This window comes from Pseudomonas sp. NKUCC02_KPG, assembly GCF_019345465.1.
GTDB lineage: Bacteria > Pseudomonadota > Gammaproteobacteria > Pseudomonadales > Pseudomonadaceae > Aquipseudomonas.
On sequence record NZ_JAHKRC010000004.1, the window covers coordinates 72,582 to 98,167 of the forward strand.

The 25,586-nt window shown below is 59.1% G+C and carries 21 protein-coding genes; 11 read left to right on the plus strand and 10 right to left on the minus strand.

From position 1 onward, the window contains the following. Positions 1-47 precede the first annotated feature (47 nt). The 3 genes from cycA to KO536_RS06675 all read right to left on the minus strand — a co-directional run bounded on the left by cycA (position 48) and on the right by KO536_RS06675 (position 3,843). On the minus strand, positions 48-1,457 hold the full coding sequence (gene cycA, locus KO536_RS06665) for a D-serine/D-alanine/glycine transporter (RefSeq protein WP_133077181.1): 1,410 nt from the start codon (positions 1,455-1,457) through the stop codon (positions 48-50). A gap of 380 nt (positions 1,458-1,837) precedes the next feature. After that, entirely contained in the window at positions 1,838-3,166 is a 1,329-nt protein-coding gene (locus tag KO536_RS06670; protein WP_219261509.1) for an ATP-binding protein, read from the minus strand. Continuing rightward, entirely contained in the window at positions 3,163-3,843 is a 681-nt protein-coding gene (locus KO536_RS06675) for a response regulator (RefSeq protein ID WP_133077180.1), read from the minus strand. Before KO536_RS06675 ends, KO536_RS06670 begins: the two co-directional genes overlap by 4 nt. A gap of 146 nt (positions 3,844-3,989) precedes the next feature. Between KO536_RS06675 and dsbD the strand changes: the two genes are divergently transcribed. The 4 genes from dsbD (at position 3,990) to KO536_RS06695 (ending at position 8,111) form a co-directional block, all read left to right on the plus strand. Continuing rightward, positions 3,990-5,732 carry a protein-disulfide reductase DsbD gene (gene dsbD, locus KO536_RS06680; protein ID WP_219261510.1) on the plus strand — a complete coding sequence of 581 codons (1,743 nt, stop codon included), beginning with the start codon at positions 3,990-3,992 and terminating at the stop codon, positions 5,730-5,732. Further along, positions 5,733-6,605, plus strand: coding sequence for a TlpA disulfide reductase family protein (locus KO536_RS06685; protein ID WP_133077178.1), 873 nt, complete (start codon positions 5,733-5,735; stop codon positions 6,603-6,605). It abuts the gene before it with no gap. Then, complete coding sequence (gene dsbG / locus KO536_RS06690; RefSeq protein WP_133077177.1) at positions 6,584-7,357, plus strand: thiol:disulfide interchange protein DsbG; 774 nt, start codon at positions 6,584-6,586, stop codon at positions 7,355-7,357. Before KO536_RS06685 ends, dsbG begins: the two co-directional genes overlap by 22 nt. Positions 7,358-7,562: 205 nt before the next feature. Further along, positions 7,563-8,111 carry an RNA polymerase factor sigma-70 gene (locus KO536_RS06695; protein WP_133077176.1) on the plus strand — a complete coding sequence of 183 codons (549 nt, stop codon included), beginning with the start codon at positions 7,563-7,565 and terminating at the stop codon, positions 8,109-8,111. A gap of 65 nt (positions 8,112-8,176) precedes the next feature. Here the strand turns inward: KO536_RS06695 and KO536_RS06700 are convergent, their stop codons facing one another. Next, positions 8,177-8,968 carry an ABC transporter substrate-binding protein gene (locus KO536_RS06700; protein WP_219261511.1) on the minus strand — a complete coding sequence of 264 codons (792 nt, stop codon included), beginning with the start codon at positions 8,966-8,968 and terminating at the stop codon, positions 8,177-8,179. A gap of 189 nt (positions 8,969-9,157) precedes the next feature. Between KO536_RS06700 and KO536_RS06705 the strand changes: the two genes are divergently transcribed. Continuing rightward, entirely contained in the window at positions 9,158-9,700 is a 543-nt protein-coding gene (locus KO536_RS06705; RefSeq protein ID WP_133077174.1) for an exonuclease domain-containing protein, read from the plus strand. A gap of 79 nt (positions 9,701-9,779) precedes the next feature. After that, positions 9,780-10,061, plus strand: a complete 282-nt coding sequence (locus KO536_RS06710) for a pyrimidine/purine nucleoside phosphorylase (protein WP_133077173.1) — start codon at positions 9,780-9,782, stop codon at positions 10,059-10,061. Positions 10,062-10,184: 123 nt separating this feature from the next. On the opposite strand, the gene KO536_RS06715 is transcribed toward KO536_RS06710, so the two are convergent. Then, entirely contained in the window at positions 10,185-11,942 is a 1,758-nt protein-coding gene (locus tag KO536_RS06715) for an ABC transporter transmembrane domain-containing protein (RefSeq protein ID WP_133077172.1), read from the minus strand. Between the two features lie 252 nt (positions 11,943-12,194). Between KO536_RS06715 and KO536_RS06720 the strand changes: the two genes are divergently transcribed. Then, the gene (locus KO536_RS06720; RefSeq protein WP_219261512.1) at positions 12,195-12,371 is read left to right on the plus strand and encodes a PA1571 family protein; all 177 of its coding nucleotides are present in this window, start codon (positions 12,195-12,197) and stop codon (positions 12,369-12,371) included. 93 nt (positions 12,372-12,464) lie between these two features. On the opposite strand, the gene pdxB is transcribed toward KO536_RS06720, so the two are convergent. Continuing rightward, the gene (gene pdxB, locus KO536_RS06725; RefSeq protein WP_219261513.1) at positions 12,465-13,607 is read right to left on the minus strand and encodes a 4-phosphoerythronate dehydrogenase PdxB; all 1,143 of its coding nucleotides are present in this window, start codon (positions 13,605-13,607) and stop codon (positions 12,465-12,467) included. 175 nt (positions 13,608-13,782) lie between these two features. Between pdxB and KO536_RS06730 the strand changes: the two genes are divergently transcribed. After that, complete coding sequence (locus KO536_RS06730) at positions 13,783-15,183, plus strand: MATE family efflux transporter (protein ID WP_133077170.1); 1,401 nt, start codon at positions 13,783-13,785, stop codon at positions 15,181-15,183. A gap of 103 nt (positions 15,184-15,286) precedes the next feature. On the opposite strand, the gene tusA is transcribed toward KO536_RS06730, so the two are convergent. Further along, the gene (gene tusA / locus KO536_RS06735) at positions 15,287-15,535 is read right to left on the minus strand and encodes a sulfurtransferase TusA (protein ID WP_019826659.1); all 249 of its coding nucleotides are present in this window, start codon (positions 15,533-15,535) and stop codon (positions 15,287-15,289) included. A 14-nt stretch (positions 15,536-15,549) separates the two neighbouring features. Further along, positions 15,550-16,626 (minus strand): 23S rRNA (cytidine(2498)-2'-O)-methyltransferase RlmM, encoded by a 1,077-nt coding sequence (rlmM, locus tag KO536_RS06740; protein WP_133077169.1) that lies wholly within the window; start codon positions 16,624-16,626, stop codon positions 15,550-15,552. Between the two features lie 204 nt (positions 16,627-16,830). Here rlmM and acnA point away from each other — a divergent pair, with 204 nt between their 5' ends. The 3 genes from acnA (at position 16,831) to KO536_RS06755 (ending at position 22,125) form a co-directional block, all read left to right on the plus strand. After that, a complete protein-coding gene (gene acnA / locus KO536_RS06745) occupies positions 16,831-19,572 on the plus strand; it encodes an aconitate hydratase AcnA (protein ID WP_219261514.1) in 2,742 nt (913 codons plus the stop codon). A 115-nt stretch (positions 19,573-19,687) separates the two neighbouring features. Next, positions 19,688-20,479: a CPBP family intramembrane glutamic endopeptidase gene (locus KO536_RS06750; RefSeq protein ID WP_219261515.1), complete on the plus strand. Its 792-nt coding sequence runs from the start codon at positions 19,688-19,690 to the stop codon at positions 20,477-20,479. An 80-nt stretch (positions 20,480-20,559) separates the two neighbouring features. Further along, on the plus strand, positions 20,560-22,125 hold the full coding sequence (locus KO536_RS06755; RefSeq protein WP_133077166.1) for a PAS domain-containing methyl-accepting chemotaxis protein: 1,566 nt from the start codon (positions 20,560-20,562) through the stop codon (positions 22,123-22,125). A gap of 48 nt (positions 22,126-22,173) precedes the next feature. Here KO536_RS06755 and KO536_RS06760 read toward each other — a convergent pair whose 3' ends face one another. Both KO536_RS06760 and KO536_RS06765 read right to left on the minus strand, forming a co-directional pair. Further along, complete coding sequence (locus KO536_RS06760; protein WP_219261516.1) at positions 22,174-24,486, minus strand: autotransporter outer membrane beta-barrel domain-containing protein; 2,313 nt, start codon at positions 24,484-24,486, stop codon at positions 22,174-22,176. 413 nt (positions 24,487-24,899) lie between these two features. Next, positions 24,900-25,583 (minus strand): alpha/beta family hydrolase, encoded by a 684-nt coding sequence (locus KO536_RS06765; protein ID WP_219261517.1) that lies wholly within the window; start codon positions 25,581-25,583, stop codon positions 24,900-24,902. Positions 25,584-25,586 lie beyond the last annotated feature (3 nt).

Consider the following 25,586-nt stretch of genomic DNA (forward strand, 5'->3'; position numbering starts at 1 on the left):
CCTCATGTGCCGCCCCCCGGGCAAAACCTGTGTCGTGAAAACCGCGATTACTCTGCCTGGCAGGCCAGGTTCTCGATCTCCTGTTTATTGCGCCGAACCGAGCGATAACCCAAAGCCAGCAGCACAAACCAGACGGGCACCATGTAGAGCGCCTGGCGGGTGTCGGTTTCCAGAGCCAGCAGTACCAGAATAAACACGAAGAACGTCAGGCAGACCCAAACCATGACCTTGCCACCGGGCATCTTGTATTTCGATGCGCGGTGCAGGTGATCACGTTTTTTGCGATAGGCCAGGTAGGACAGCAGGATCATGGTCCAGACAAACATGAACAGGGTGGCCGATACCGTGGTGATCAGGGTGAACGCCTCCATCAGGTTGGGCACCACATAGATCACCAGCGCCCCCGCCAGCAGGCAGATACAGGAGAAGATCAGGCCGTTGGAAGGCACCGATCGCCGGGACAGGTTCTTGAATTTGCTCGGAGCATCGCCATCCATTGCCAGGCCAAACAGCATGCGACTGGTTGAGAACACGCCGCTGTTGGCCGAAGAGGCCGCAGAGGTCAGAACCACGAAGTTGATGATGCCAGCCGCAGCAGGCAGACCGGCGAGCATGAAGAGTTCAACGAAGGGACTCTTGTTGGCCACGACATCACGCCACGGGGTAACGGCCAGGATCGCGATCAGCGCAAACACGTAGAACATGATGATGCGCAGCGGAATCGAATTGATCGCACGGGGGAGATTGCGCTCCGGATTTTTGGTTTCTGCGGCGGTGGTACCCACCAGCTCGATACCGACAAAGGCAAACACGGCAATCTGGAAACCGGCAAAGAAGCCCATCACGCCGTGGGGGAACATTCCGCCGTCATTCCACAGATTGGTCAGGGATGCGGAGTTGCCCGTCGGCGACTGGAACGCAGTGGTCACCATATAGAGCCCGGTGCAGACCAGCGCGCAAATGGCCACAATCTTGATCATGGCAAACCAGAATTCCAGCTCACCGAACATTTTCACCGTGATCAGATTCAGCGACAGCAGCAGCGCGACGCAGCCGATTGCAGGCAGCCACAGGGGGATGTCCGGGAACCAGAAGTGCGTATAGCCAGAGATCGCGATCACGTCGGCGATGCCGGTCACGATCCAACAGAACCAGTAGGTCCAACCGGTGAAGTAACCCGCCATAGGGCCCAGCAGGTCCGATGCAAAATCGATGAACGACTTGTACTTGAGGTTGGATAACAGCAACTCGCCCATGGCGCGCATCACGAAAAACAGCATGAAGCCGATGATCATGTAGACGAAGATGATCGAGGGGCCTGCGAGGCTGATGGTCTTGCCGGAGCCCATGAACAGGCCGGTACCGATGGCACCGCCGATGGCGATCAGCTGGATATGACGATTGGACAGGCTGCGCTGCAGTTCTGGTTCTTCTGTGGCAGGTCGGTGATTTTGCATGAATCATCCTCTTATTGTTCTTGTACGGGGTCCTCTCACCAGACAAACATCATGTTCACCCGGTGTGGACGAAAGGACATGAGCACGTTCTGTGCCATCCCCGTAGAAGCGGTCAAGCGGGCCGTTTATGCGCCGTGGGGGTCTGTTTATCCGGAATGGAATCACTCCACAAAAATGCCGTCTGTGGGTGGTTCAGTAGAGCGCGGGTACTGTAAACCATGGTCCAACTGAAGTTGTAACGAAATCAGTACATTGGAGCGCATTCGAACCGACATGACCATTGTGGGAACGGACTTGCTCGCGATGGCATCACTGCGGCCGACCTGCTAGACCGCGTCGCCTGCATCGCCTGCATCGCGAGCCAGCCCGCTCCCACCCCCTTAAACAGTGCTTTTCAATGGCATCCGCAATTCAACCCGCAAGCCATCGGACTGGCTGTCGAAAGTCAGTTCGCAACGGCAACGCTCGACAATCGCCTGCACGATCGCCAGGCCCAGCCCGCAACCGTTGCTGTTGCCGTTGCGCCAGAAGCGCTGGGTCATGTGTTGCAGTGTTTCGGGAGCTATGCCGGGGCCGTGGTCACGGACCACGAAGCTGACGTGCGGGCCATCCACGGCAACCGTCAACTCCACCTGAGTGTCTGGCGGGGTATGGCGCAAGGCGTTGTCCAGCAAGTTGCGCAACGCCGCGATGGCCAATACCGAAGGGACTTCAAGTGCCGTGGCCGGGAGGTCTGGCGGCAAATGCAAACGTATGTGCTCACCACCGGCACTGGCGGCATCATGGATCGCCAGGCGCGCCACTTGCTCGGCCGAACAATTGACCCCGTCATCAAACGACAGGCTGCCTTCAACCCGCGCCAGCAGCAGCAATTGCTCAAGGGTGCGGTGCAAGCGGTCGGCACCCGCTTCGGCATGGGCCAGTGACTGTTCACGAGCCTCGCCATCGGTCATGCGCGCCACTTGCAGGTGGGTTTTGATCGCGGTCAGCGGGCTGCGCAGTTCATGGGCAGCATCACCGGTCAGGCGCCGCTCCCGTTCGATGGTCTTGGCAATGCGCGCAAAGAGTTGGTTCTGGGAGTCGAGCAGCGGTTTCAGCTCACTGGGCAATGGCGTGATCTGCAGCGGTTGCAATGAATCGGCATCGCGGCGCATCAAGGCATCGCGCATCCGGTTGAGCGGCGCCAGCCCCTGGCCGATCCCCAGCCATAGCAGCAATAAACAGACCATCAGTGCCATGCCCACCGGCACCGATGCCGCCAGCAGCACCGACAGGTTCAGTGCCTCGCGCTCGACCTGGCGATCAGCCGTGGTGATGCGCAGATCTCCGCGATCCAGGGTAAAGGTGCGCCAGGCGGCGCCGTCGATGACCTGGTCATGAAAACCTGCCGCTTGCGACTGCATCGGCTGGTCCGGATTGTTGTGGCTGCGGGCCAGGATCTCGCCGCGCAACGAGCTGACCTGACAGGCCATGCCGCCTGGAACGGTCAGTTGCTCGGCACTGAAATGGGTGCCCTCGCCTTTTACCGGCAATTGCGGCAACTGCTCCAGCAACCCCGCGACCATACGCGCCGAGGCCACCAGCCGCTGATCGAGGGAAAACATCATTTGCTGACGCAGATCGCTGAGCATCCAGGCCGCTGCCAGGGCCCAGACCAGAACAAACGCCGAACCGATCGTCAGGCTCAAGCGCAGGCGCAGGCTCATCATGCCTGTGACTCTGCGCCATCGGCATGCCCCAGGCGATAGCCCAGGCCGCGTACGGTTTCAACGATACCGTTGCCCAATTTACGCCGCAGGTGATGGATATGAACGTTCAGGGCGTTGCTCTCCAGTTCGTCACCAAAGCCGTAGATGCTGTCCTTGAGTTGCTCACTGGACAGCACACGCCCCCGGTTGTGCAGCAAGGCTTGCAACAACGCCTGTTCACGACGGGACAAGTCCACCGGCTGACCCGCCAGCAAGGTCACGCGACTGCTGGGATCGTAAGTGAGGCTGCCGTGCTCGATCAGGTTGACGCTGCGCCCGGCCACCCGGCGCAGCAACGTATGCAGTCGCGCTGCGAGTTCACGCAGATCGAAGGGTTTGAGCAGGTAATCATCGGCACCGGCCTGCAGGCCGTCGACACGATCGGTCACCGAGTCACGGGCCGTCAGAATCAGCACGGGCAACTCCAGCCCCTGCTGGCGCAACTGTTGCAGTAGCTTGAGACCGTCTTCGTCGGGCAGGCCCAGGTCGAGCACCATCACATCGAACTCGGCAGCCTTCAACATGGCCCGCGCGGCACTGGCCGTGCCGACGTGCTCAACTGTCAGCCCCTGGGCAGTCAGCCCGGCCTTGATGCCGCTGGCGATCAGTTCGTCGTCTTCGCAAACCAGTACATGCATGCTGATACCCGCTTAAATGAGCCGATTAAAAGGTCATGGGATTAAGGGCCGATTATGCCGTGTACACCGCAGTGTGCATCGGTTAATGATCGGTTAATCGCAGGAACACACTGTAGCTGGACTTGAACTTGCCCAAGGCTTTACCCATGCGTTTGCTGCTGTCCTTTCTATTGATGTGTTTGGTCGGTGTGGCCCAGGCCCAGACCGCGAACAATCCGTTTGCACAGCCTGACTTTCTGCCGGTCAACAAGGCCTTTACCTTCAGTGCCGAGCCATTGCCCTCAGGCGAAACCCGCCTGCAGTGGAAAATAGCCGATACGTACTATTTGTATCAAAAGCGCTTCAAGTTCGACGGGCTGGACCCGGCAAAAACCCCGGTACTGCCTCAGGGGCTGGAACACAGCGATGAATTCTTTGGCGCCACCCAGGTGTATCGCGACAGTGTTTCGATACTGATCCCGGCAGGCGCCAGCGGTCAGGTCAAGGTCAGCTGGCAAGGCTGCGCCGATGCAGGCCTGTGCTATCCGCCACAAAGCCAGACGGTCGATCTGGGCGGCGCGCAGCCTGTGACAGCCCAAGGCCAGGCGCAAGACCAGTCACTGGCGGCAAGCTTGCAGCAGCGCTCGCTGGGCTGGAGTTTACTGCTGTTCTTCGGCCTGGGCCTGCTGCTGGCCTTCACTCCGTGCTCACTGCCGATGCTGCCGATTCTGGCCGGTCTGGTCGTGGGCAGTGGTGCCACAGCCGGACGCGGTTTTGCCGTGGCCGGCAGTTATGTGATCAGCATGGCGCTGGTGTATGCCGGACTGGGCGTGCTGGCTGCCCTGCTGGGCGCCAACTTGCAGGCCCTGCTGCAACAGCCGTGGCTGCTGGGCAGCTTTGCCGCGCTGTTCGTGGTGCTGGCGCTGCCCATGTTCGGCTTTTTTGAACTGCAATTGCCTGCCGCCCTGCGGGACCGCCTCGAAACTGCCGGGCGTGGGCGCAAGGGCGGCAGCCTGATCGGCGCAGGTATTCTCGGCGCCCTGTCCGGCTTGCTCGTTGGCCCCTGCATGACCGCCCCCCTGGCCGGTGCCTTGCTGTATATCGCGCAAAGTGGCAATGCCGTCGAAGGTGGCCTGGTGCTGTTTGTGATGGGCCTGGGAATCGGCGTACCGCTGTTGCTGCTGGTGACCGTAGGCAGCCGCTTCCTGCCCAAGCCCGGCGCCTGGATGAACCTGATGAAAGGCCTGTTTGGCTTCCTGTTCCTGGGTATGGCGCTGTTGCTGGTGCGCCCGGTACTCGATGAGTCCCTGTGGGTCGGCCTGTGGGGCGTCCTGCTGGTCATTCTGGCGTGCAGCCTGTGGCAACAGGCCCAGACATTCCTGCGGGCCAAAACGCTGTTCACTCCGTTAAGTCTGCTGGCAGGCCTGTGGGGCAGCCTGTTGCTGGTGGGTGCTGCCGGTGGCGGTACCGATCTGTGGCAACCCTTGCAGGTCTACACCGCCGGGACAGTGGCGGGCGCCAGCTCTGCAAGCACGGCCCACGACGCTTTCATCACCATCAAGGACCCCGCAGGCCTGGATCGAGAACTGGCCAGCGCCAAGGCCGATGGCCAGTGGGTCATGCTCGATTACTACGCCGACTGGTGTGTGTCGTGCAAGGTCATGGAGAAGCAGGTGTTCGGCAAACCCCAGGTCATGGATGCACTGCAAGGGGTACGCCTGTTGCGTCTTGACGTGACCGCCGATAATGTCGCCAGCCGCGAGCTGCTCAGCCGCTACCAGGTACCGGGCCCGCCCAGCTTTGTCTGGATCGGCCCCAACGGAATCGAGCGTCGCGGGCAACGCATCACTGGCGAAGTCAACGCCCAGACCTTCTTGAATAACTGGAACGCCACTCGGGAACTCCTCTAAATGCTCACCCTGACCATCGGTTCGTTTGCGCTGGCCATCAACCATTTGCTGCTGATTCTGGCCCTTGCCCTGGCGACACTGGTGGGGTGGCGGGTGGCCAAGCGCGGTGGCGAAAACCCCGAGTCAGTTCTGTTCAGCCTTTTTTTACTGGGCTTGCTGGTGGCGCGCATCGGTTTTGTCATCAGCTATTGGCGCTACTTCAAGGACGACCCGCTGCAAGTCCTGGACTTGCGCGATGGCGGTTTCTTGCTGTGGCCGGGGCTGATCGCAGTGGTGGCCGGTGCAGTCATCTGGGGCTGGCGCAGGGCCGGCCTGCGGCGGCCACTGGGCTGGGGGCTGGGCAGTGGCCTGGCGTTCTGGCTACTTGCCAGTCTCTCGTCCAGCCTTTACGAACAAGGCACGCGGCTGCCGGAGATGGTGTTGCGCAACGCCAACGGCGAGTCCGTGGAGTTGAGCAGCTATCAGGGTGGCCCTCTGGTGATCAACCTGTGGGCCACCTGGTGCCCGCCGTGCCGACGGGAAATGCCGGTCCTGCAGAACGCCCAGCTTCAGCACCAGAACGTGACGTTCCTTTTCGTCAATCAGGGCGAGAGCATGCAGAGCGTCAGTACCTTCCTTGAAACCCAGGGCCTGAACCTCAGTAACGTGCTGTTCGACAGTGGCGGCCAACTGGCACAAAAAGTCGGTTCAATGGCCCTGCCGACTACGCTGTTCTATAGCGCTGAAGGCAGGCTGCTGGGCAGTCATCTGGGCGAACTGTCCCAAGCCAGTCTGGCCCGGGCCATGGAGCCCTTAAATCTGAACAATTCAATGTCGGCCCAACAGGCCGACCCTGCAAGGAATGAGCAAAAATGTTTAACCGCAAACTGCTGACCCTGAGCATGACCGCCCTGCTGGGCGCTGCACTTTTGCAGTCCCCTGCACTGCAGGCCGAGGAACTGCCGCCAGCGATCAAGAAGATTGAAGCCAAAGGCGCAAAAATCATTGGCAGTTTCGATGCACCCGGCGGTTTGCGTGGCTATGCCGCCCAGTACCAGAACCGTGGCATGGCGCTGTACCTGACCCAGGACGGCAACGTGCTGGTGGGCAATTTGTATGATGCCCAAGGCAATGACTTGAGCCTGGCACCGCTGCAAAAACTGGTTTACGAACCTATGGCCAAGCAAGTCTGGGCCGAGATGGAAAAGAGCAACTGGATCGCCGACGGCAAAAAGGATGCACCGCGGGTTGTTTACCTGTTCAGCGACCCTAACTGCCCGTACTGCAACATGTTCTGGGAACAGGCCCGTCCGTGGGTTGACTCGGGCAAGGTGCAATTGCGCCACATCATGGTGGGTATCATCCGCGAAGACAGCCCTGCCAAATCTGCCGCCTTGCTGGCCGCCAAAAATCCCCAGCAGGCCCTGCACGACCACGAGAAAGCCGGCAAGGCCAGCACGCTCAAGCCTTTGGCCAAAATCCCGGCTGACGTTCAGGCCAAGCTGGATGCCAACGCCCAGCTGATGGAGGAGCTGGATGTGGCTGCAACCCCGGCGATTTTCTATCTGGATGAACAAGGCAACCTGCAACAGCAGCAAGGCGCACCATCGCCGGAAAAACTGGTGCAGATTCTCGGGCCCAAGTAAAAACCGCAGGCTGCGTTCTTGCCCACACAAGATCGCAGCCAGTTGCCGACACCGTCGTGAAGCATGTCTCAGCTCGCCCCCTCAGTCGCTATTAGTTCTATTTCTCAATTGACAATCATTATCATTCAGCCTAGCTTGTGAATAGCTGTGTAGGACGCTTCCCACGAAGAGCGCCTCACTCACACTTTCGCAACAGGTGATCTCCATGACGGAACAAATGTCCACAGGCAAGTGCGACTCACCCTTACTTCAAGCCTTTGTTGATAACCGACTGGTCCTGGTCAAAATCGCAGCACGCATCACCGGTTGTCGATACAGGGCCGAGGATGTTGTGCAGGATGCTTTCTTCCGTTTGCAGTCCGCGCCGCAGATCACCTCTTCATTCAAGGCACAGCTCAGCTACCTGTTCCAGATCGTGCGCAACCTTGCGATTGACCACTACCGCAAGCAGGCGCTGGAGCAAAAATACTCGGGCACCGAAGAGGAAGGCCTGAACGTGGTCATCCACGGCGCCTCCCCCGAAACCTCGCTGATCAATTTCTCGACCCTGGAACACATCGCGCTTGCACTGACCGAACTGCCGAGCCGCACGCGCTATGCGTTCGAGATGTACCGCCTGCACGGCGTGCAGCAAAAAGACATCGCCAAGGAGCTGGGCGTGTCGCCAACGCTGGTCAATTTCATGATTCGCGATGCCCTGATTCACTGCCGCGAGGTCTCGGGAACGCACCCCGATACCTACGCCCGTCGCTAACGTCGTGGCAGTTGCCTCGTTGCTTCGGTAGTTGCTGCAAAGAGTGCCGCTTGACTGACCTTCCCCTACATCTCGACCACGTCAATCTGGTAGGGAGCAAAAATGGCTCTCAACTGCCCATTGTCTCGAAGACGGCTCATCATTTGCGCGAATTGCTGACTCTTGATCGGTGCATCGAGCCGCAGCAACGCGTAGTGCCGATAGATCTGATCGACACGCTCGGACATCATGATCTGTGACTTGACCTTAGGGTCGTAGCGCTGAATGTCGATCAGGTTGGAGCGTGTCATCAATGCAATGTCTGCCCGCCCGCGCAGGACCATCAACAGGTTGCTTTCGTGGGAATAGGTCAGGGTTGCGCTGAAGGTATCGGCAAGGAATTTCGGGGTCGAATTGAACCCGGCAAAGGCGTAGTGATAGCCGCTAAAGAGCGCAAGCCGCTTGCCGCTCAACTCATCAAAATAACGTTGGGCCCGATCAGGTTGGTACCTGGCGACAAATACTTCGGCGTCTTCAAGGCCCATGTCGACGGCCGTATACGAGAACGCCTGCCAACCCCAGGCCGGGTTTTCGAACATCATCATGTCCACCCGCCCCCGCTCAAAATCACGCACGCGCCTTGGGATCGAACTGGGCACCAGGACAAAGCGGTAGTCGCTCTGTAACTGGTTGAGGGCGTTGAGCAATTGTGACAACAGACCGGTGTCGGCACCGCGCTCGGGGCGTACGGTATACGGCGGAAAATGCGCAGCTCCAACCCTGATTTCCTGGGCGGCCGAAACCGGCGTTAGCCAGATCATGGCGAGGGCCAGCAACACACAATGAGCCAACTGTATCGGCGAACACTTCAAAACCATATACATCCCGCGCCGCCCATGGCTGGAACTTATTGATCGACACACGACCTGAGATCGAGCACGCACACCATTAAACCGCCTATAGACTAGCAAGCAAGCGGTCGACTGGCCCACTACAAAATACGTCCCCGGGTCCGTGTTTTAGCTACGCTCCCACTTCAACGCCGATGCTGTTAAAGGAAGCTGCACATGCCTCACTGGCTGGTAATTGACCTGGAAGCCACAACCGATGATGGCGGCTGGCCCCTGGAAGAAATGGAAGTGATTGAAATCGGTGCCAGCGTGGTCACTCGCGCCGGCCGGGAGGTGGATCATTTTCAGCGCTTTATTCGCCCGCAACGTCGTCCCCTCTTGACGCCCTTTTGCCGTCAACTGACTCGCATCACCCAGGCCAACATTGACTCCGGGGCTCCGATGACGGTGGTGTGGGAGCAGTTCGAGCGCTGGCTCGGCCAGCATCTGCCCAAGCTTGAAGGGTGGGCCAGTTGGGGCGACTACGATCGCAAACAGCTGGAGCAGGAATGGCGCCAGAAGCAACTGGACAGTGCCCTGCTGCAATTGCCGCACATGAACCTCAAGCAGCAATTTGCCCAGGCCCGCCAGCTCAAGCGTGCACTTGGACTTAACAGCGCCCTGCAACTGGCCGGAATGCAGTTCAATGGCCAGCAGCATCGTGCCCTGGAAGATGCGCGAAATACTGCACGTTTATTGCCACTGGTACTCAAGGGCTGACGGCCACAAAAGGGCGTGACGGGATAAAACGGCTTCTGCATACTGGCCAGCCTTTTTTAGCCCATTCCGAGGAATCGCCATGTTTAAAGTCAACGAATACTTCGACGGCACCGTCAAGTCGATTGCCTTCGCACAAACCGAAGGCAAGGCCACCATTGGCGTCATGGCTGCGGGCGAATACGAGTTCGGCACGGCCGAGCGTGAAATCATGCACGTGGTCTCGGGTGAACTGAGCGTCAAGCTGCCGGGCAGCAGCGAGTATGAAACCTTCAAGAGCGGCAGCCAGTTCAACGTGCCGGCCAACAGCAAGTTCCAGCTCAAGGTTGCAGTGGACACCGCTTACCTGTGTGAGTACCGCTAAATCCCCCTTTGGCAGCAACTGTCTTGATGCTGCCATGTGGGAGCGGGCTTGCTCGCGATACAGACGACCCGGTCTGTCCGTTGAATCGCGTTGATGCCATCGCGAGCAACCCCGCTCCCACCGCTACACCCCTACGTTGAACTGCAACGCCGCCAACCGCGCATACAGCGGGTTGCTGGCGATCAACTGTGCGTGGGTGCCGATGGCAACCAGCTTGCCCTGATCCATGACCGCAATGCGGTCGGCGTTCTGCACTGTGGCCAGGCGGTGAGCAATCACCAGCGTCGTGCGGCCTTGCATCAGGCTGGGCAGTGCCTGCTGGATCAAGTGTTCGCTCTGGGCATCCAGGGCACTGGTGGCTTCGTCCAGCAACAGGATCGGGGCATCCACCAGCAGCGCCCGGGCGATAGCCAGACGCTGGCGCTGACCGCCGGACAACCCCAGACCGCCGTCGCCCAAGTGGGTTTTGTAGCCCTCGGGCATTTGCAGGATGAAGTCATGGGCATGGGCAATCCGTGCGGCGGCTTCAACTTGCCCATCGCTGGCACCCGCATTGCCGTAGCGGATGTTGTCTTCAATGGTGCCGAAAAACAGTGCCGGGGTTTGCGACACCAGGGCAAAGCAACGGCGCAGGTCTTGCGGGTCAAGTTGGGTGATCGGCTGCCCCTCAAGCAGGATCTGGCCTTGCTGGGGATCGTAAAAGCGCAGCAGCAGGTCAAACAACGTGGACTTGCCTGCCCCCGAAGGCCCCACCAACGCCAGGGTTTCCCCCGCGTTGACCGACAGGCTTAGCCCGTCAATCGCGTAGCTTTCTGGCCGTGACGGGTAGGAAAACCGCAGGTTTTCGAGTTGCAGATTACCGTCCACCCGCTCGGGTAAAACGCGCAGGTCCGTGCTCGGTGGCAAGATCAGGCTTTTTGCCTGCAGCAGCTCGGCAATTCGCTCGGCCGCACCCGCCGCCTGTTGCAGTTCGCCAATGACTTCACTCAGGGTGCCAAACGCGCTGCCCACCACCAGGCTGTAGAACACAAAGGCTGCCAGCTCGCCACCGGTGATGCGCCCCGCGATCACGTCCATGCCACCGACCCACAGCATCACCCCGACGGCGCCCAATACCAGCAAAATCACCAACGTGATCAGCCATGCCCGTTGCAGGATACGTTTGCGTGCGGTGGCAAACGCATGCTCAACGGTGCTGGCGAAGCGCTGCTGGTCTTGCTGTTGATGGTTATAGGCCTGGACCGTCTTGATCTGGCCCAGGGCCTCGGCGACATAGCTGCCGACATCGGCAATCCGGTCCTGACTCTGGCGCGACAGGCTGCGCACCCGGCGACCAAAAAACAGAATGGGCACCAGCACCAGTGGCAAGGCGACCACCACGATACTGGTGAGCTTGGGGTTGGTGACAAACAACAGCACCACGCCGCCGATCACCATGAGGCTGTTGCGCAAGAACAGGGACAGCGAAGAACCGATCACTGATTGCAACAAGGTGGTGTCGGTGGTCAGTCGTGACTGGATTTCCGAACTGCGATTGTTCTCGTAGAACCCCGGGTGCAAATCGATCAGGTGATTGAACACCTGGCGCCGAATGTCCGCGACCACCCGCTCACCGATCCACGACACCAGATAAAAACGCACAAAGGTGCCCACGGACAATCCCAGCACCAGCATCAGAAAAAAACCGATGGACTGGTTAAGCAGGTGCGGGGACTGGGTCATAAAACCCTTGTCCACCAGCAAGCGAATGCCCTGCCCCATCGACAAGGTAATACCCGCTGTCACAATCAGGGCCAACAGTGCGCCACCTGCCTGCCAACGATAGGGCGCAATGAAATGGGTGGCCAGGCGGATGGCACGACGATGACGGGACGAAAGCATGGGAGGGTATCCAGAATGAGGATCAGCGTAAAAAGCCTTACACAGCCTACAACGAAGTTCGGCTTACGCTGGTAAACCTTTCTCACTTGCTTTGATTATGACCCGCAACAACAACCCCTAGGCAGTAATGTTCTAAAGTCGGGCTGGAAGTTTCAGGATATTTCTGTTGGACTGGGCTGGTGGCCAAGTTTGTAACCGCTTGGTCATTAATCGGATCTACAGTAGCGCTACACCCTGATGAGGAGACAGGCCATGGATTTGCAACAGAACGCTCAAGCCGTACCGGTGATTCGCACCCAACCACAGCAATCCCTGGGGTGCGCGTTTATCGACGAGAATGGACAGGAGATCCTGATCACTGAAGCCATGATCCAGGACGCTTGCCACGAACTGGAGCAACGCCTGGTCAAGCCGTCTCGCAAGGACTGATCCTTGCCTGCAAGACCTTGTTCATGATCAAACTGCATTCGCGACACTGACCGGCCCTACTGCGTAGGGCCGGTTTTTTTGTGCCCTGGACTTTTAGACCGGTACCGCACCCAACGCTTTGACCAGTTGGGTCAAGGCGACTGATTCGCCCTCGATATGTACGGGCAAACCTTCGATCTCGCGGCGAATCGGGTAGTGCTTGCGCAAAGCATCAAACGCCAGCTTCTGCTCCTGGACACTGCCGATCAGGCTACGGCGAAAATCCGCATCGTCACGGCGCGGGTCGTACACGCCGCGACAGATCATGGCCATTGCCCAGCCAGGATCGGTGTTGGCACTCAGCTCGACCTTCGCCAGCCAAGGGGCAGGCAACAGATCGGCAAGTTTTACCTGCGGGGTATGGCCCAGGAAATCGCACAACGCCTGATAAATCTGTGCGGTGCCCCGCTGCTTGCCATCCAGGCTGTGACCGGCGATGTGCGGGGTCGCCAGTACGCACAAGTCAGCCAGTTCGACGTCAACTTGCGGCTCGTCCTCCCACACATCCAGTACCGCCTGGAGGTCTTCGCGCCGGGTGAGCACTGTGCGCAATGCGGCATTATCAATCACCGGGCCCCGGCTGGCGTTGATCAACCAGGTGCCCGGCTTCAGTTGCTCCAGACGCTGCTGGTCGAGCAAGTGCCAGGTCGGGTAGTCGCCCGTTTTATCCAGCGGAGTGTGCAAGCTGAGCACATCGCAATGCTCAATGATGTGTTCGAGGCTGACGTAATCGCCACCCTCGACTGCCTGTCGCACCGGATCACACACCAGCACGTTGAGGCCCAGGGCACGCAGCACATTGACCAGACGCCCGCCCACTTCACCGGCGCCAATCACGCCATAGGTGCGTTGCGTCAGATCGACACCCTCGATCTCGGCCAGGGTCAACAAACTGCCGAGCACGTAGTCGACCACGCCCCGGGCATTGCAACCGGGGGCGCTGGACCACTGAATTCCGGCTTGCTGAAAGTAGTCGAGGGCCAGGTGATCGGTGCCGATGGTGCATGTTCCGACAAACCGCACCGCGCTGCCTTCGAGCAGGTCGCGGTCGACTTTCGTCACGGAGCGCACCAGCAGGATATCGGCGTCATGCACGTCGGCACGGCTGATCTGGCGCCCCGGAAAACGGCGTATTTCACCGAAGTCAGCAAAAAATTCTTCGATCAGCGGAATATTTTCGTCAGCAACAATCAACATGGCAGGCTCCTTTCGCGGAGTGGCAGTGTAGGCGTTGTTGCGATGAATGGGCCAGCCGGGTGTGGAAGGTACTCACAGTCACGCTTACAAAGCTCCTACAACTCCATGTTTTCTGACCATTTGGTCAAGGGTACAATCGCCAGCTTTGCGCGTTAAACACTGTGGATGCACGCTTGTGAACTCTGTCACTCATACTCCCCCTTCTACCGCTGTCAGCCGCCCGGCCCGGGTTCGTACAGAAGTGCGCGCACTCCTGGCACTGGCGTTTCCGATCATCATTTCGCAAATCGCCACCACCGCAATGGGGTTTGTCGATGCGGTGATGGCCGGGCGCGTCGGCCCGCGGGATCTGGCGGCCGTGGCGCTGGGCAACTCCATCTGGGTCCCGGTGTTTTTGCTGATGTCGGGCATTTTGTTAGCCACCACACCCAAAGTGGCTCAACGTTTTGGCGCGGATGCCCACAGCGACATCGGCCCGATCGTGCGCCAGGCGCTGTGGCTGGCACTGATTACCGGCCTGTGTGCGGCCCTCATTCTGATCGGTGCCGAACCCCTGCTGCATGGGATGAAGGTCGACCCTGACTTGATCGAGCCGAGCATGGGTTATTTGTACGGGATCGCCAGTGGCATGCCCGCTGTCGGGCTGTATTGCGTATTGCGCAATTTCAGCGATGGCCTGGGCAAAACCCGACCAAGCATGGTGCTGGGGCTGAGTGCCCTGGCACTCAATATTCCGATCAACTACATCTTTATTTATGGTCACTTTGGCGTCCCCGCCATGGGCGGTGTGGGCTGTGGTTGGGCCACGGCCATTGTGATGTGGTTCATGGCCATCGGCATGGTGGTCTGCACCTGGCGAGGGGCTGTCTACCAGTCGAGCAAGGTGTACAGCCATTTTGAATGGCCACAGTGGGCGATCCTCAAGCGCTTGCTCAGCGTGGGCCTGCCAATTGGTATCGCGGTATTTGCCGAGTCGAGCATTTTTGCGGTGATTGCGCTGCTGATCGGCAGTCTCGGTGCAACCGTGGTGGCGGGCCATCAGATCGCCCTCAACTTCAGTTCGCTGGTATTCATGATTCCGTATTCGCTGGGCATGGCCATCACCGTGCGTGTTGGCCAGGCCCTGGGCCGTCAACAGCCTCGCGAAGCGCGATTTGTCGCTGGCGTGGGCATGGGCACAGCGCTGGTATGGGCGGCGATTTCCGCCAGCCTGATCCTCCTGCTGCGTGAGCAGATTGCGACCGTCTACACCGCCGACCCGCTGGTGATCGAGGTGGCAACCATGCTGCTGATGTTTGCTGCGCTGTATCAGTTTTCGGACGTGATCCAGGTCACCGCAGCCGGTGCCCTGCGGGGCTATCAAGACACGCGGGTGACGATGGTTCTGACGCTGTTCGCGTATTGGGGCATTGGTTTGCCGGTGGGCTACGCGCTGGGGCTGACCGACTGGTTTGGCGAGGCCAATGGCCCGAGCGGGCTATGGCAAGGTTTGATCGTCGGCCTGACCTGCGCCGCGCTGATGCTCGGCGTGCGGCTGGCGCGCAGTGCGAAGAAACACATTCGCCGCGCCGCATAACACGTGGTCGCTGCCGAAGGCTGCGGGAAGGACTGCGGGGCCTTCAATATAACGGGTTGCTCCGCAACCCTTCGCAGCCTTCGGCAGCGACTACGGGTCCAGCTCAATCCTGCTTCTTGCGGATCCAGTACAGGTACTTGCCCGCCTCTTCCTGTTGCCCCACCAGTTCATGGTCAAGAAACACGCAGAACTTGGGAATGTCGCGCCGGGTCGAGGGATCGGTGGCAATGACTTTCAACAAGCCACCCGGCGCCAGGTCGCGAATGTGTTGGTGCAGCATCATCACCGGCTCAGGGCAGTTAAGGCCGGTGGCGTCCAGGGTGCCGTCAACCGGCAGGTCAGTAAAACTCATCAGTTACTCCCGAATCAGCGTGATTTAGGTTTTTTAACGTCCAGTCGACGCAAATGACAGGTCACTTCTTCACGGTCGTGATACAGCTGCTTGCAGCCGATTTCGACCTGAATACCCCGCGCCTTGAAGCCATCTGCAATACGGTCCAGCAAGCGGCGCACTTCGGCATAACGCTGCTTCATCGGCAGTTTCAGGTTGACCACCGCTTCACGGCAATGACCTTCGCCGATCCACTCTTCAAGCATCGCGGCATTGCGCGCCGGCTTCTCAACGATGTCACAGACCATCCAGTCCACCGGTTGCTTGGGCTTGAAGGTAAAGCCATCGGCCATCAAGTGCTGGACCAGGCCGGTGTCCATCAGGCTTTCAGCCATCGGCCCGTTGTCGATGGCGGTCACGATCATGCCGCGATTGACCAACTGCCAGGTCCAGCCACCTGGCGCCGCGCCGAGGTCCACACCGGTCATGTCACTGTGCAAGCGCTCATCCCATTGATCACGAGGGATAAAGTGATGCCAGGCCTCTTCCAGCTTGAGTGTTGAGCGGCTCGGCGCTTCACGGGGGAACTTGAGACGCGGAATGCCCATGGGCCACATGGCTGAGTTATCGGCTTCGGCCAACCCGAGAAACACTTCGCGCCCGCTTTTAAAGGTCAGCAGCAGACGCGGCTTGTGGGCATCGTCTTCAACCAGTTTGCCGGCCTTGATCAACGCCTTGCGCAGATGGGCGTCAAACTTTTTGCAGAAGTTGGACAGCTCTTTACCGTCATTGGTGTCGACTATTTCCAGCCACAGGCTGCCGCACACCGGAAAGTCCGCCATGTGCTCAAGAATAACGCTGATCCGGTCGGTTTCCGGGAGATCGACAAAGCCGCCACGGGCCCATTGCCGCGGGAAAATCAGCTCGGCAAAACGCAGACCTTTCATCAGGCGTTCAGCGCCGCCTTCTTCGGTACACACAAATTCGGCGCAGGCAGTGCTCGGCTTGGCCTTGGCATAGCCAGACACATTGAGGCGGGCGGCGTGTTCGGCGATTTCCGAGCAGACTTCGCCTTCAAACCCGGGCCGGCAGTGCATAAAAACGGTGTTCATTGAATTACTCCTGGGCAGCTGGCAGGAATTGGCCAGCTGCGCATCCTTGATTTGGCGCAAGGACTGTCACGAAAAGGTCGGCATGATAGCCGAGTTCGGAACCTTGAACCCCCATAGACAGTCCAGTTATTAGCCAGAGCCCGGAATCAGAGCTAGGTTAGAAGCTCTGTTTGTGCCACGTGATCCGTCTAAAGGAGTCATTTCATGTCCTCCCTCGATAGCCTGAACACCCTAGCCACACTAAAAGTCGACGATAAGACTTATCACTACTTCAGCCTTGAACTCGCCGCCCGATCACTGGGCGACCTGAACAGGCTGCCCATGTCGCTCAAGGTGTTGCTGGAAAACCTGCTGCGCTGGGAGGACGGCAAAACCGTTACCGCGCCTGACCTCAAGGCGCTGGCTGCCTGGCTCAAGGAGCGGCGCAGCGACCGGGAAATCCAGTACCGCCCTGCCCGTGTGCTGATGCAAGACTTTACCGGCGTACCGGCAGTGGTCGATCTGGCCGCCATGCGCGCCGCAATGGCCAAGGCGGGTGGCGATCCGCAGCGAATCAACCCGCTGTCTCCCGTTGACCTGGTGATCGACCACTCGGTGATGGTTGACCGGTTCGCCAGCGCCAGCGCCTTTGAGCAAAACGTCGACATCGAGATGGAACGCAACGGCGAACGGTATGCGTTTTTGCGCTGGGGGCAGAATGCCTTCGATAACTTCAGCGTTGTCCCGCCCGGCACCGGAATTTGCCATCAGGTCAACCTGGAGTATCTGGGTCGTACGGTCTGGACCAAAGACGAAGACGGTCGCACGTATGCCTTCCCGGATACGCTGGTGGGTACCGATTCCCACACAACCATGATCAATGGCCTCGGCGTACTGGGCTGGGGTGTGGGCGGGATCGAAGCCGAAGCCGCCATGCTCGGCCAGCCCGTGTCGATGCTGATCCCGGAAGTGGTGGGGTTCAAGCTCAGCGGCAAACTCAAAGAAGGCATCACCGCGACGGATCTGGTGCTGACAGTTACGCAAATGCTGCGCAGCAAGGGCGTTGTCGGCAAGTTCGTCGAATTTTATGGCGATGGCCTTGCCGATCTGCCTCTGGCCGACCGTGCCACCATTGCCAACATGGCCCCGGAATATGGCGCAACCTGCGGCTTTTTCCCGGTGGATGAAATCACTCTGGACTACTTGCGTTTGTCCGGACGCCCTGCCGCCACCGTCAAACTGGTCGAGGCTTATTGCAAGGCCCAGGGTTTGTGGCGGATAGCGGGCCAGGAACCGGTTTTCACGGAAACCCTGGCACTGGACATGGGCACCGTCGAAGCCAGTCTGGCCGGGCCAAAACGCCCGCAAGACCGGGTGTCGCTGCCCGATGTCGGCCAGGCCTTCGATGAGTTTCTCAGCCTGCAATTCAAACCCACCCCTAAAGAAGTAGGCCGTCTGGAAAGCGAAGGCGGCGGCGGTGTGGCCGTGGGCAATGCTGACTTGATCGGCGAGGCGGATTACAGCGTTGATGGCCATACCTATCGCCTGAAAAACGGCGCCGTGGTGATTGCAGCCATCACCTCATGCACCAACACTTCGAACCCGAGTGTGATGATGGCTGCCGGGCTGGTGGCCAGGAAAGCCGTCGAAAAAGGCCTGAAGAGCCAGCCCTGGGTCAAGACGTCCCTGGCACCAGGCTCCAAGGTCGTGACCGATTACTACAAGGCCGCCGGCCTGACCCACTACCTCGACCAACTGGGTTTCGCCCTGGTGGGCTACGGCTGCACGACCTGCATCGGCAACTCCGGGCCATTGCCTGAGCCGATTGAAAAGGCAATTACCCAATCCGATCTGACCGTGGCCTCGGTACTGTCGGGCAACCGCAACTTTGAAGGGCGCGTCCACCCGCTGGTGAAAACCAACTGGCTGGCCTCACCGCCGCTGGTGGTGGCCTATGCCTTGGCGGGCACCGTGCGGATTGATATCAGCCGTGACCCGCTGGGCACCGGCAAAGACGGCCAACCGGTGTACCTGCGTGATATCTGGCCCAGCCAGAAAGAGATCGCCGACGCCGTGGCCCAGGTCACCACCGGTATGTTCCACAAGGAATACGCCGAAGTGTTTGCCGGTGATGCCCAGTGGCAGGCCATTGAAGTCCCCCAAGCCGCGACTTATGTCTGGCAGGCCGATTCGACCTACATCCAGCACCCGCCGTTTTTCGACAACATCAGCGGGCCGTTGCCGGTGATTGCTGACGTCAAGGCGGCGAATATCCTGGCACTGCTGGGCGATTCGGTCACCACCGACCACATCTCCCCCGCGGGCAACATCAAGGCGGACAGCCCCGCCGGACGCTATCTGCGTGAGAAAGGCGTCGAGCCACGGGATTTCAACTCCTATGGCTCACGACGCGGCAACCACGAAGTCATGATGCGCGGCACCTTTGCCAATATCCGCATTCGCAACGAAATGCTCGGGGGCGAAGAAGGCGGCAATACGATCTACATTCCCACCGGCGAGAAACTGCCGATCTACGATGCAGCCATGGCCTATCAGGCATCCGGTACACCGCTGGTGGTGATTGCCGGTCAGGAATACGGCACCGGCTCAAGCCGTGACTGGGCAGCCAAAGGCACTAACCTGCTGGGGGTCAAAGCGGTCATTGCCGAGAGCTTTGAGCGTATCCACCGCTCGAACCTGGTGGGCATGGGCGTTCTGCCATTGCAGTTCAAGCTCGACCAGAACCGCAAGAGCCTGAACCTCACAGGCAAGGAGACGCTGGATATCCTGGGGCTTACCGGCGCGCAACTACAACCACGGATGAACCTGACGCTGGTGATCACCCGCGAGGATGGCAGCCAGGATAAAGTCGAAGTGCTGTGCAGGATCGATACGCTCAACGAGGTGGAATACTTCAAAGCGGGAGGGATTTTGCACTATGTGTTGCGTCAGCTGATTGCCTCTTAGCCACACCTGAACACTGTGGGAGCGGGCTTGCCCGCATGCTCAGCCTTTTGAGTCGTTATACTGGCGCGCCCCGGACTGGATCCGGGGTGCTTTTTTAACGATTCCAAGGATTTTCATGATTGTTCTGCCATGGCCTTATCTGGCACTTCTGACCCTCGGCTACGGCCTTGCCCTGAGCTTTGGGCAATTGGGTGTTCAAACCCTTATCGCACTTGGCCTGCTGACCCTCAGCGGGCTCGCCGTTCTACAAACCAAAAATCATTACCTGCGCTATGCCGGGCACGCACTGTTTGTTCTGCTGGCTGTCGCGCTGGCCCTGCACTGGCTACCCGGTTTCCACAACGGAAAAGCCATCGGCCCCATGCGACTGACGCCTGATGCAGTGCCGTTTTCGATGTACTTCAATCTGGACAAACCACTGATTGGTTTCTGGCTGCTGTTGGTGTGCCCGTGGATCGCGCCACGCTTTGCCTGGCGCGTGTCTTTGGGCGCCACTTTAATGGGCCTGGCGCTGGCGGCGAGCATGGCGCTGGGCGGTGCGATGCTGCTGGGCATGATTGCATGGGCACCGAAATGGCCGCCCCAGGGCACTCTCTGGCTGCTGAACAACCTGCTGCTGGTAACACTGGTGGAGGAGGCGCTGTTTCGCGGCTACATCCAGGGCGGGCTGAGCCGAAAACTCAAAATGCTGCCTTATGGCCAGACTTTAGCGCTGATCGCGGCCTCGACGCTGTTTGGCCTGGCGCATGCCGCCGCTGGCTGGCAATGGATGTTGCTGGCGGGGCTGGCCGGGGTCGGCTATGGCCTGGCTTACCGCTTTGGCGGGTTGGGCGCAGCAATTGCCACCCACTTTGGGCTCAACGTGCTGCATTTCGTGTTTTTCACCTACCCGATGCTGACCCCCTGACGCGCCGGCGCCTGAAATATAAATTAAACAATTTCTTACTCATGCCGACAGCCTGTCAAAGTCTTGCGGATTGAAACGACATGCGTAACAACCAGCCCATCACTCAACGCGAACGCACATTCCCCGCGCAACAACGGTTGATCTCCACGACCGATGCCAAAGGCGTGATTTCCTATTGCAACGATGACTTTATGGAAATCAGCGGGTTTTCGCGTGAGGAGCTGATACGCGCACCGCACAATCTTGTGCGCCATCCCGACGTGCCGCCTGCCGTGTTCGAGCATATGTGGAGCACCCTGAAAAAGGGTGCGCCGTGGATGGGTATCGTCAAGAACCGCTGCAAAAATGGCGACCATTACTGGGTCAATGCGTATGTCACCCCGATCTTCGAGAACGAACGCGTGGTGGGTTACGAGTCGGTACGGATCAAACCGACCGCCGAACAGATCCGCCGTGCCGAAGGCCTGTACTCTCGCCTCAACCGGGGCAAATCGGCAGTGCCGCAGCGTGACAAGTGGCTACCGGTGCTGCAGGACTGGCTGCCCTTTATTCTGGTCAGTCAATTGAGCTTCACGATTGGTGCCCTGCTCAACTCCAGCTGGGGTTTTGCCCTGGCAGCCCTGCTGTCGATTCCGCTGGGACTGCTGGGCCTGACCTGGCAACAGCGCGGGATCAAGCGACTGCTACGCCTGGCAGAACAAACCACGTCTGACCCGCTGATTGCACAGATGTACACCGACAGCCGCGGCCCGCAAGCACGCCTGGAGATGTCCATCCTGAGCCAGGAAGCACGCCTGAAAACCTGCCTGACACGCCTGCAGGACACCGCCGAGCATCTGAGCGGGCAAGCCCGTCAATCCGACATTCTGGCCCACAAGAGCTCTGTCGGGCTGGAGCGCCAGCGGGTCGAGACTGAACAAGTGGCAACGGCGGTCAATCAGATGGCCGCGACCACACAAGAAGTGGCCAGCCACGTACAACGCACGGCTGACGCCACGCAAGAAGCCAACCGCCTGACCAGTCGCGGCCGCGATATTGCCGGTGAAACCCGCGAAGCCATTCAGCGCCTGTCAGTGGTGGTAGGCGAAACCGGTGCCACCGTCACGCAACTGGCCAAGGACAGTGACGAAATCGGCGGCGTGGTTGACGTGATCAAAGGCATTGCCGACCAGACCAACCTGCTGGCCCTGAACGCAGCCATCGAAGCGGCGCGAGCCGGTGAAATGGGCCGTGGCTTTGCCGTGGTGGCGGACGAAGTGCGCCAACTGGCGCAACGCACCAGCGCTTCCACCGGGCAAATTCACAGCCTGATTGCAAAGCTGCAACAGACCGCAGCCACTGCCGTCCAAACCATGGACGCCGGTCACCGTCAGGCTGAAGAAGGCGTGGCTCGGGTGCTGGAAGCCGACAAGGCGCTGGTGGGCATCAGCGAAGCGGTGGCCAATATCACCGACATGACTGCCCAGATCGCAGCGGCTACCGAGGAGCAAAGTGCGGTAGCTGAAGAAGTCAGCCGTAACATCAGCACCATTGCCGACCTGGCAGACCAGACCTCTGAACAGGCGCAGCATTCAGCGCTGTTGAGCGAAGAACTGAGCCAGACCGTAAACAGCCAGTACTCGCTGGTGGAACGGTTTAACCGCTGACACAAAAAAGCCAGCGAATCACTCGCTGGCTTTTCCTTTCACCCGGCATCAAAACGCGTATCGAAGACCGACGCTCCCACCCCAGGGCTGCTTGATTTTCGTACCGTTCATGTATTCGAAATCCGCATGCAATTGCAGATCCTTGGCCACTGACAGAGACAAGCCTGCACCCAACTCAGCCCGAGTGCCCTGCAGGTCATTCCTGAAGCTGTTGCCATTGACCTTGACTTCATTGTCACGGGCAAACTCGTGAGCCAGTGCCACCTTGACGTAAGGGCTCACCCATTGATTACGATGCTCGACCGTGGCCCCCACTTTACCGAGCAGTGAACGGGTCGTGGCACTGCGCGCCTGCAATCCGCTATCCAGGTTGAGAGACTTGCCCTGCACGGCGACCGCTGAAACCTGAACAAAGGGCTCGACGAACAGGCGCTCTGTCAGTTGAACCTCGCGACCGGCCTCCAGCGAAGCCCCGACACCATAATTGCGATACGTTCCTTTGGCTTTGGTTGAGTTACTCATCACGACGTCAGCGCGGTTCTGAAACTGATTGAGCTTGAGCAATCCGTCGACGTAGTAACCATCACTGCCCATCCAGGTACCGTACCCACCCACATAGAAGCTCTGGACAGTACCCGCAGAACCGCGAGCCTGCGACAGGCCGGACTTGCTGTGCCCCGCCAGCAGGCCGACCATCAGTACCCCGTCGCTACTGTCCAGCGGAGTGTCCGCGCCAAGGGAAAACCCGGCCTGGTTTTGCCTGTATCTCAGCCCATCGCTGCCCGCGACCTGATGCTTGTTACCGTAGCCGAGCATCCAGCCACCGCCCTGCCCACTGCTTCGCACCTCATTCATACGACTGCGCAAGGCGCTCATCTCGCCATACCAGACAGTTGGGGCACTATTGAACAATGCCTGGACGCTTCGGGTTGCAGGGCTCACCTCACGACCGCCGCTGACCAGAAACCAGTCGTCGCCCAGGCGCTCTATACCGTAGGAGTAAGCACCAAGGTCAACACGCTCGCCGACCACATTGAACACGGCGTCACCGCCTTCGGTGTGGACGACTTGCACAGGATCAAAGCTGGCGGGTGGCTCGATGCCGCTGTTATGAATATTCAACCGATGGCGGCCGCTGGCTTGACCGTCCACCGCAAGAAAATCAGCTCGGCGGTTGTTTATATCCAGCTTCAGCCCAAAGTCACCATTGCCCGACAACTCGCCGACGGTTAACTGGTGAAAGCCTTCAAACCCTGCGAAATTAACCGCCCCGCCGCCAAGCACCAGCGACTCGACGTTGCTGTCACCCGTAATGTTCCAGCTGACGCCCGCATCAAGTTGCAGGCTCCGGACATCGACCATTTGACCGGTAAAGCGCGTCCCGTTCTGCAAGCGGACATTGACCAGAGAGCCTTCAGGAATGGTCATGTTGCCGTGTAAAAAACTGCCATCCACTACGAGATCCAGCACACTGCCAAGCTTCACACCGAGCAACTCACCCGTGCCATTGTTGGCCGACAAGGTGGAGCCATTCCTCACCGTCACCAGGGCCTCTGATGCCCCTTCAACCTGTATTACAAGGCCATCGGTGCTGCTCAGGTACGCACCTGCAACATCGACCGTAATGCCTTGGCCTCTGATGTTAATCACCGCCCCATTTTGCGACTGGATTGAACCGCCATTGACTGCCAGGCTACCGCCACTGAGTTGCGCCCCGACAGCCCCGGCGCCATTGGCCTTGACATGAGCATTATTGAGTTCGACCCGGCCGCCGTCTTCAACCTGGATACCCGCCGAACCTTCACCAAAGGTTTCGACATGACTGTCGCTCAGCTTCACCAGACTATTGGCACCGCTGGCGAACGCACCATGGGACTCGGCTCCATACGTGGTGATCGAAGAGCCTGTGTTTAGATCAATCGAGGAGCCACCGCCCGCGAAAACCCCAGCGGATTGGTCCCCGAAAGTGCTGATTGAACTACCGCGCAAGTTTACAGAGGCTTCGGTCAGTGCCCTGACCCCAAAAGCACGATTACCCTCTGTGTTAATGACCAGGTTGGCACCCTTGAACTCGCCTCTCTGCCAGCCCCTGATCCCGATACTGTCATCCCCCCTGGTCGTAATGGAGCCCGAGCCAAGGTTGAGTTGGGCGTTACTGGCGACAAAGAGCCCAAAGGCACTTTCGCCGACAGTTACCACATCGATTTTTTCTACATCAGCCTTGGCGTAATTACCGACCAACAGTCCGGCAGAGTTTTCACCCGACGTGGTAATTGCCAGATCACCCGTGGCGTTGAGTTTGCTGTCGTAACCGTTAATAAAGGCACCGAACGAGAACCCCCCGGAGGTCCCTAGACTCATGTTGTGCGCGTTAACTGTTGCGCCGCTCTCGGCCACAAGGCCATACACGGCATCGCCTGTCGTTTCAATGTCCATATCACTGACACTGACGTGGGTGCCATTTTGAGCAACGACACGATCATCATCGGCTGCCTGTAGCTGCACACTTGAGAACAACAGTGGCTGACTGACAGCCAGCATAAGAAGGGATTGACGGGTTAGAGGAAACTGAGGCATCTGATTGAATTCTCTTGTTGTTGAGCCTTGTACGCAGCCCAACAACAATGCCGAGCCACCTTACGCAATGGCTCCACAGCATGAAAATAATCAGCAATCCGACATATAAGTCTTATCTTTAAAGCCTGTAGGAATTAACGCCATGTTTTTAACCACCGTTGACACCTTACAGTCCGAGCGCCTGCAAGGCATTGGCGTCAATGGGCACTCAACCAATGCGCAATCTTGTCTGCCGCCCCATCCAGATGCTGCTCATGGATAAACCCCGAGGCCTTTAACGGCTTGAGGTCGTGATCTCCCGACACCAGCCACAGCACTTCAATGCCAGGCGCCAGCTTGTAGGCCTCCACCGCCTCTCGATTGCCCAAGGCATCACGCTCACCTTGCACGATCAAGGCGGGCGTCTTGAGCTCAGCCAGGTGTGCCACACGGGGTTTTTCCGGTTTGCCGCTCGCGTAGAACGGATAACCCAGGCACACCAGGCCATCCGCTTGCAATTCATCCGCCAGCATACTGGCCATACGCCCGCCCATTGACTTGCCGCCAATGACCAATGGCCCAGCGACATGCCGTCGCACCTCGCTAAACACTTCACGCCAGCATTCGAGCAATTTGGCCTGCTGATTTGGAGGCCTTTTGCCACCATCGAGACGCCGTTGTGCCATGTATGGGAACTCGAAGCGCAACACGCTCACCCCGCGTGCAGCAAGGCGCTCAGCCATACCGTCCATCCAGATGCTGTCCATCGGCGCACCCGCACCGTGAGCCAGGATCAGGGTCGCGGATGAGGCTCCACAGGCGCCATTCCACAACCAGCCCCGCTGTTCCACGCACTGCAGCCATTGATCCCCGTCAATACCGACCTTGCCTGCTACACCCATGCT

Bases quoted from the DNA above. Each gene is read 5' to 3' on its own strand.
- cycA (WP_133077181.1), bottom strand. From the start codon at position 1,457: ATGCAAAATCACCGACCTGCCACAGAAGAACCAGAACTGCAGCGCAGC.
- KO536_RS06670 (WP_219261509.1), bottom strand. From the start codon at position 3,166: ATGATGAGCCTGCGCCTGCGCTTGAGCCTGACGATCGGTTCGGCGTTT.
- KO536_RS06675 (WP_133077180.1), bottom strand. From the start codon at position 3,843: ATGCATGTACTGGTTTGCGAAGACGACGAACTGATCGCCAGCGGCATC.
- dsbD (WP_219261510.1), top strand. From the start codon at position 3,990: ATGCGTTTGCTGCTGTCCTTTCTATTGATGTGTTTGGTCGGTGTGGCC.
- KO536_RS06685 (WP_133077178.1), top strand. From the start codon at position 5,733: ATGCTCACCCTGACCATCGGTTCGTTTGCGCTGGCCATCAACCATTTG.
- dsbG (WP_133077177.1), top strand. From the start codon at position 6,584: ATGTTTAACCGCAAACTGCTGACCCTGAGCATGACCGCCCTGCTGGGC.
- KO536_RS06695 (WP_133077176.1), top strand. From the start codon at position 7,563: ATGACGGAACAAATGTCCACAGGCAAGTGCGACTCACCCTTACTTCAA.
- KO536_RS06700 (WP_219261511.1), bottom strand. From the start codon at position 8,968: ATGGTTTTGAAGTGTTCGCCGATACAGTTGGCTCATTGTGTGTTGCTG.
- KO536_RS06705 (WP_133077174.1), top strand. From the start codon at position 9,158: ATGCCTCACTGGCTGGTAATTGACCTGGAAGCCACAACCGATGATGGC.
- KO536_RS06710 (WP_133077173.1), top strand. From the start codon at position 9,780: ATGTTTAAAGTCAACGAATACTTCGACGGCACCGTCAAGTCGATTGCC.
- KO536_RS06715 (WP_133077172.1), bottom strand. From the start codon at position 11,942: ATGCTTTCGTCCCGTCATCGTCGTGCCATCCGCCTGGCCACCCATTTC.
- KO536_RS06720 (WP_219261512.1), top strand. From the start codon at position 12,195: ATGGATTTGCAACAGAACGCTCAAGCCGTACCGGTGATTCGCACCCAA.
- pdxB (WP_219261513.1), bottom strand. From the start codon at position 13,607: ATGTTGATTGTTGCTGACGAAAATATTCCGCTGATCGAAGAATTTTTT.
- tusA (WP_019826659.1), bottom strand. From the start codon at position 15,535: ATGAGTTTTACTGACCTGCCGGTTGACGGCACCCTGGACGCCACCGGC.
- rlmM (WP_133077169.1), bottom strand. From the start codon at position 16,626: ATGAACACCGTTTTTATGCACTGCCGGCCCGGGTTTGAAGGCGAAGTC.
- acnA (WP_219261514.1), top strand. From the start codon at position 16,831: ATGTCCTCCCTCGATAGCCTGAACACCCTAGCCACACTAAAAGTCGAC.
- KO536_RS06750 (WP_219261515.1), top strand. From the start codon at position 19,688: ATGATTGTTCTGCCATGGCCTTATCTGGCACTTCTGACCCTCGGCTAC.
- KO536_RS06755 (WP_133077166.1), top strand. From the start codon at position 20,560: ATGCGTAACAACCAGCCCATCACTCAACGCGAACGCACATTCCCCGCG.
- KO536_RS06760 (WP_219261516.1), bottom strand. From the start codon at position 24,486: ATGAGTCTAGGGACCTCCGGGGGGTTCTCGTTCGGTGCCTTTATTAAC.
- KO536_RS06765 (WP_219261517.1), bottom strand. From the start codon at position 25,583: ATGGGTGTAGCAGGCAAGGTCGGTATTGACGGGGATCAATGGCTGCAG.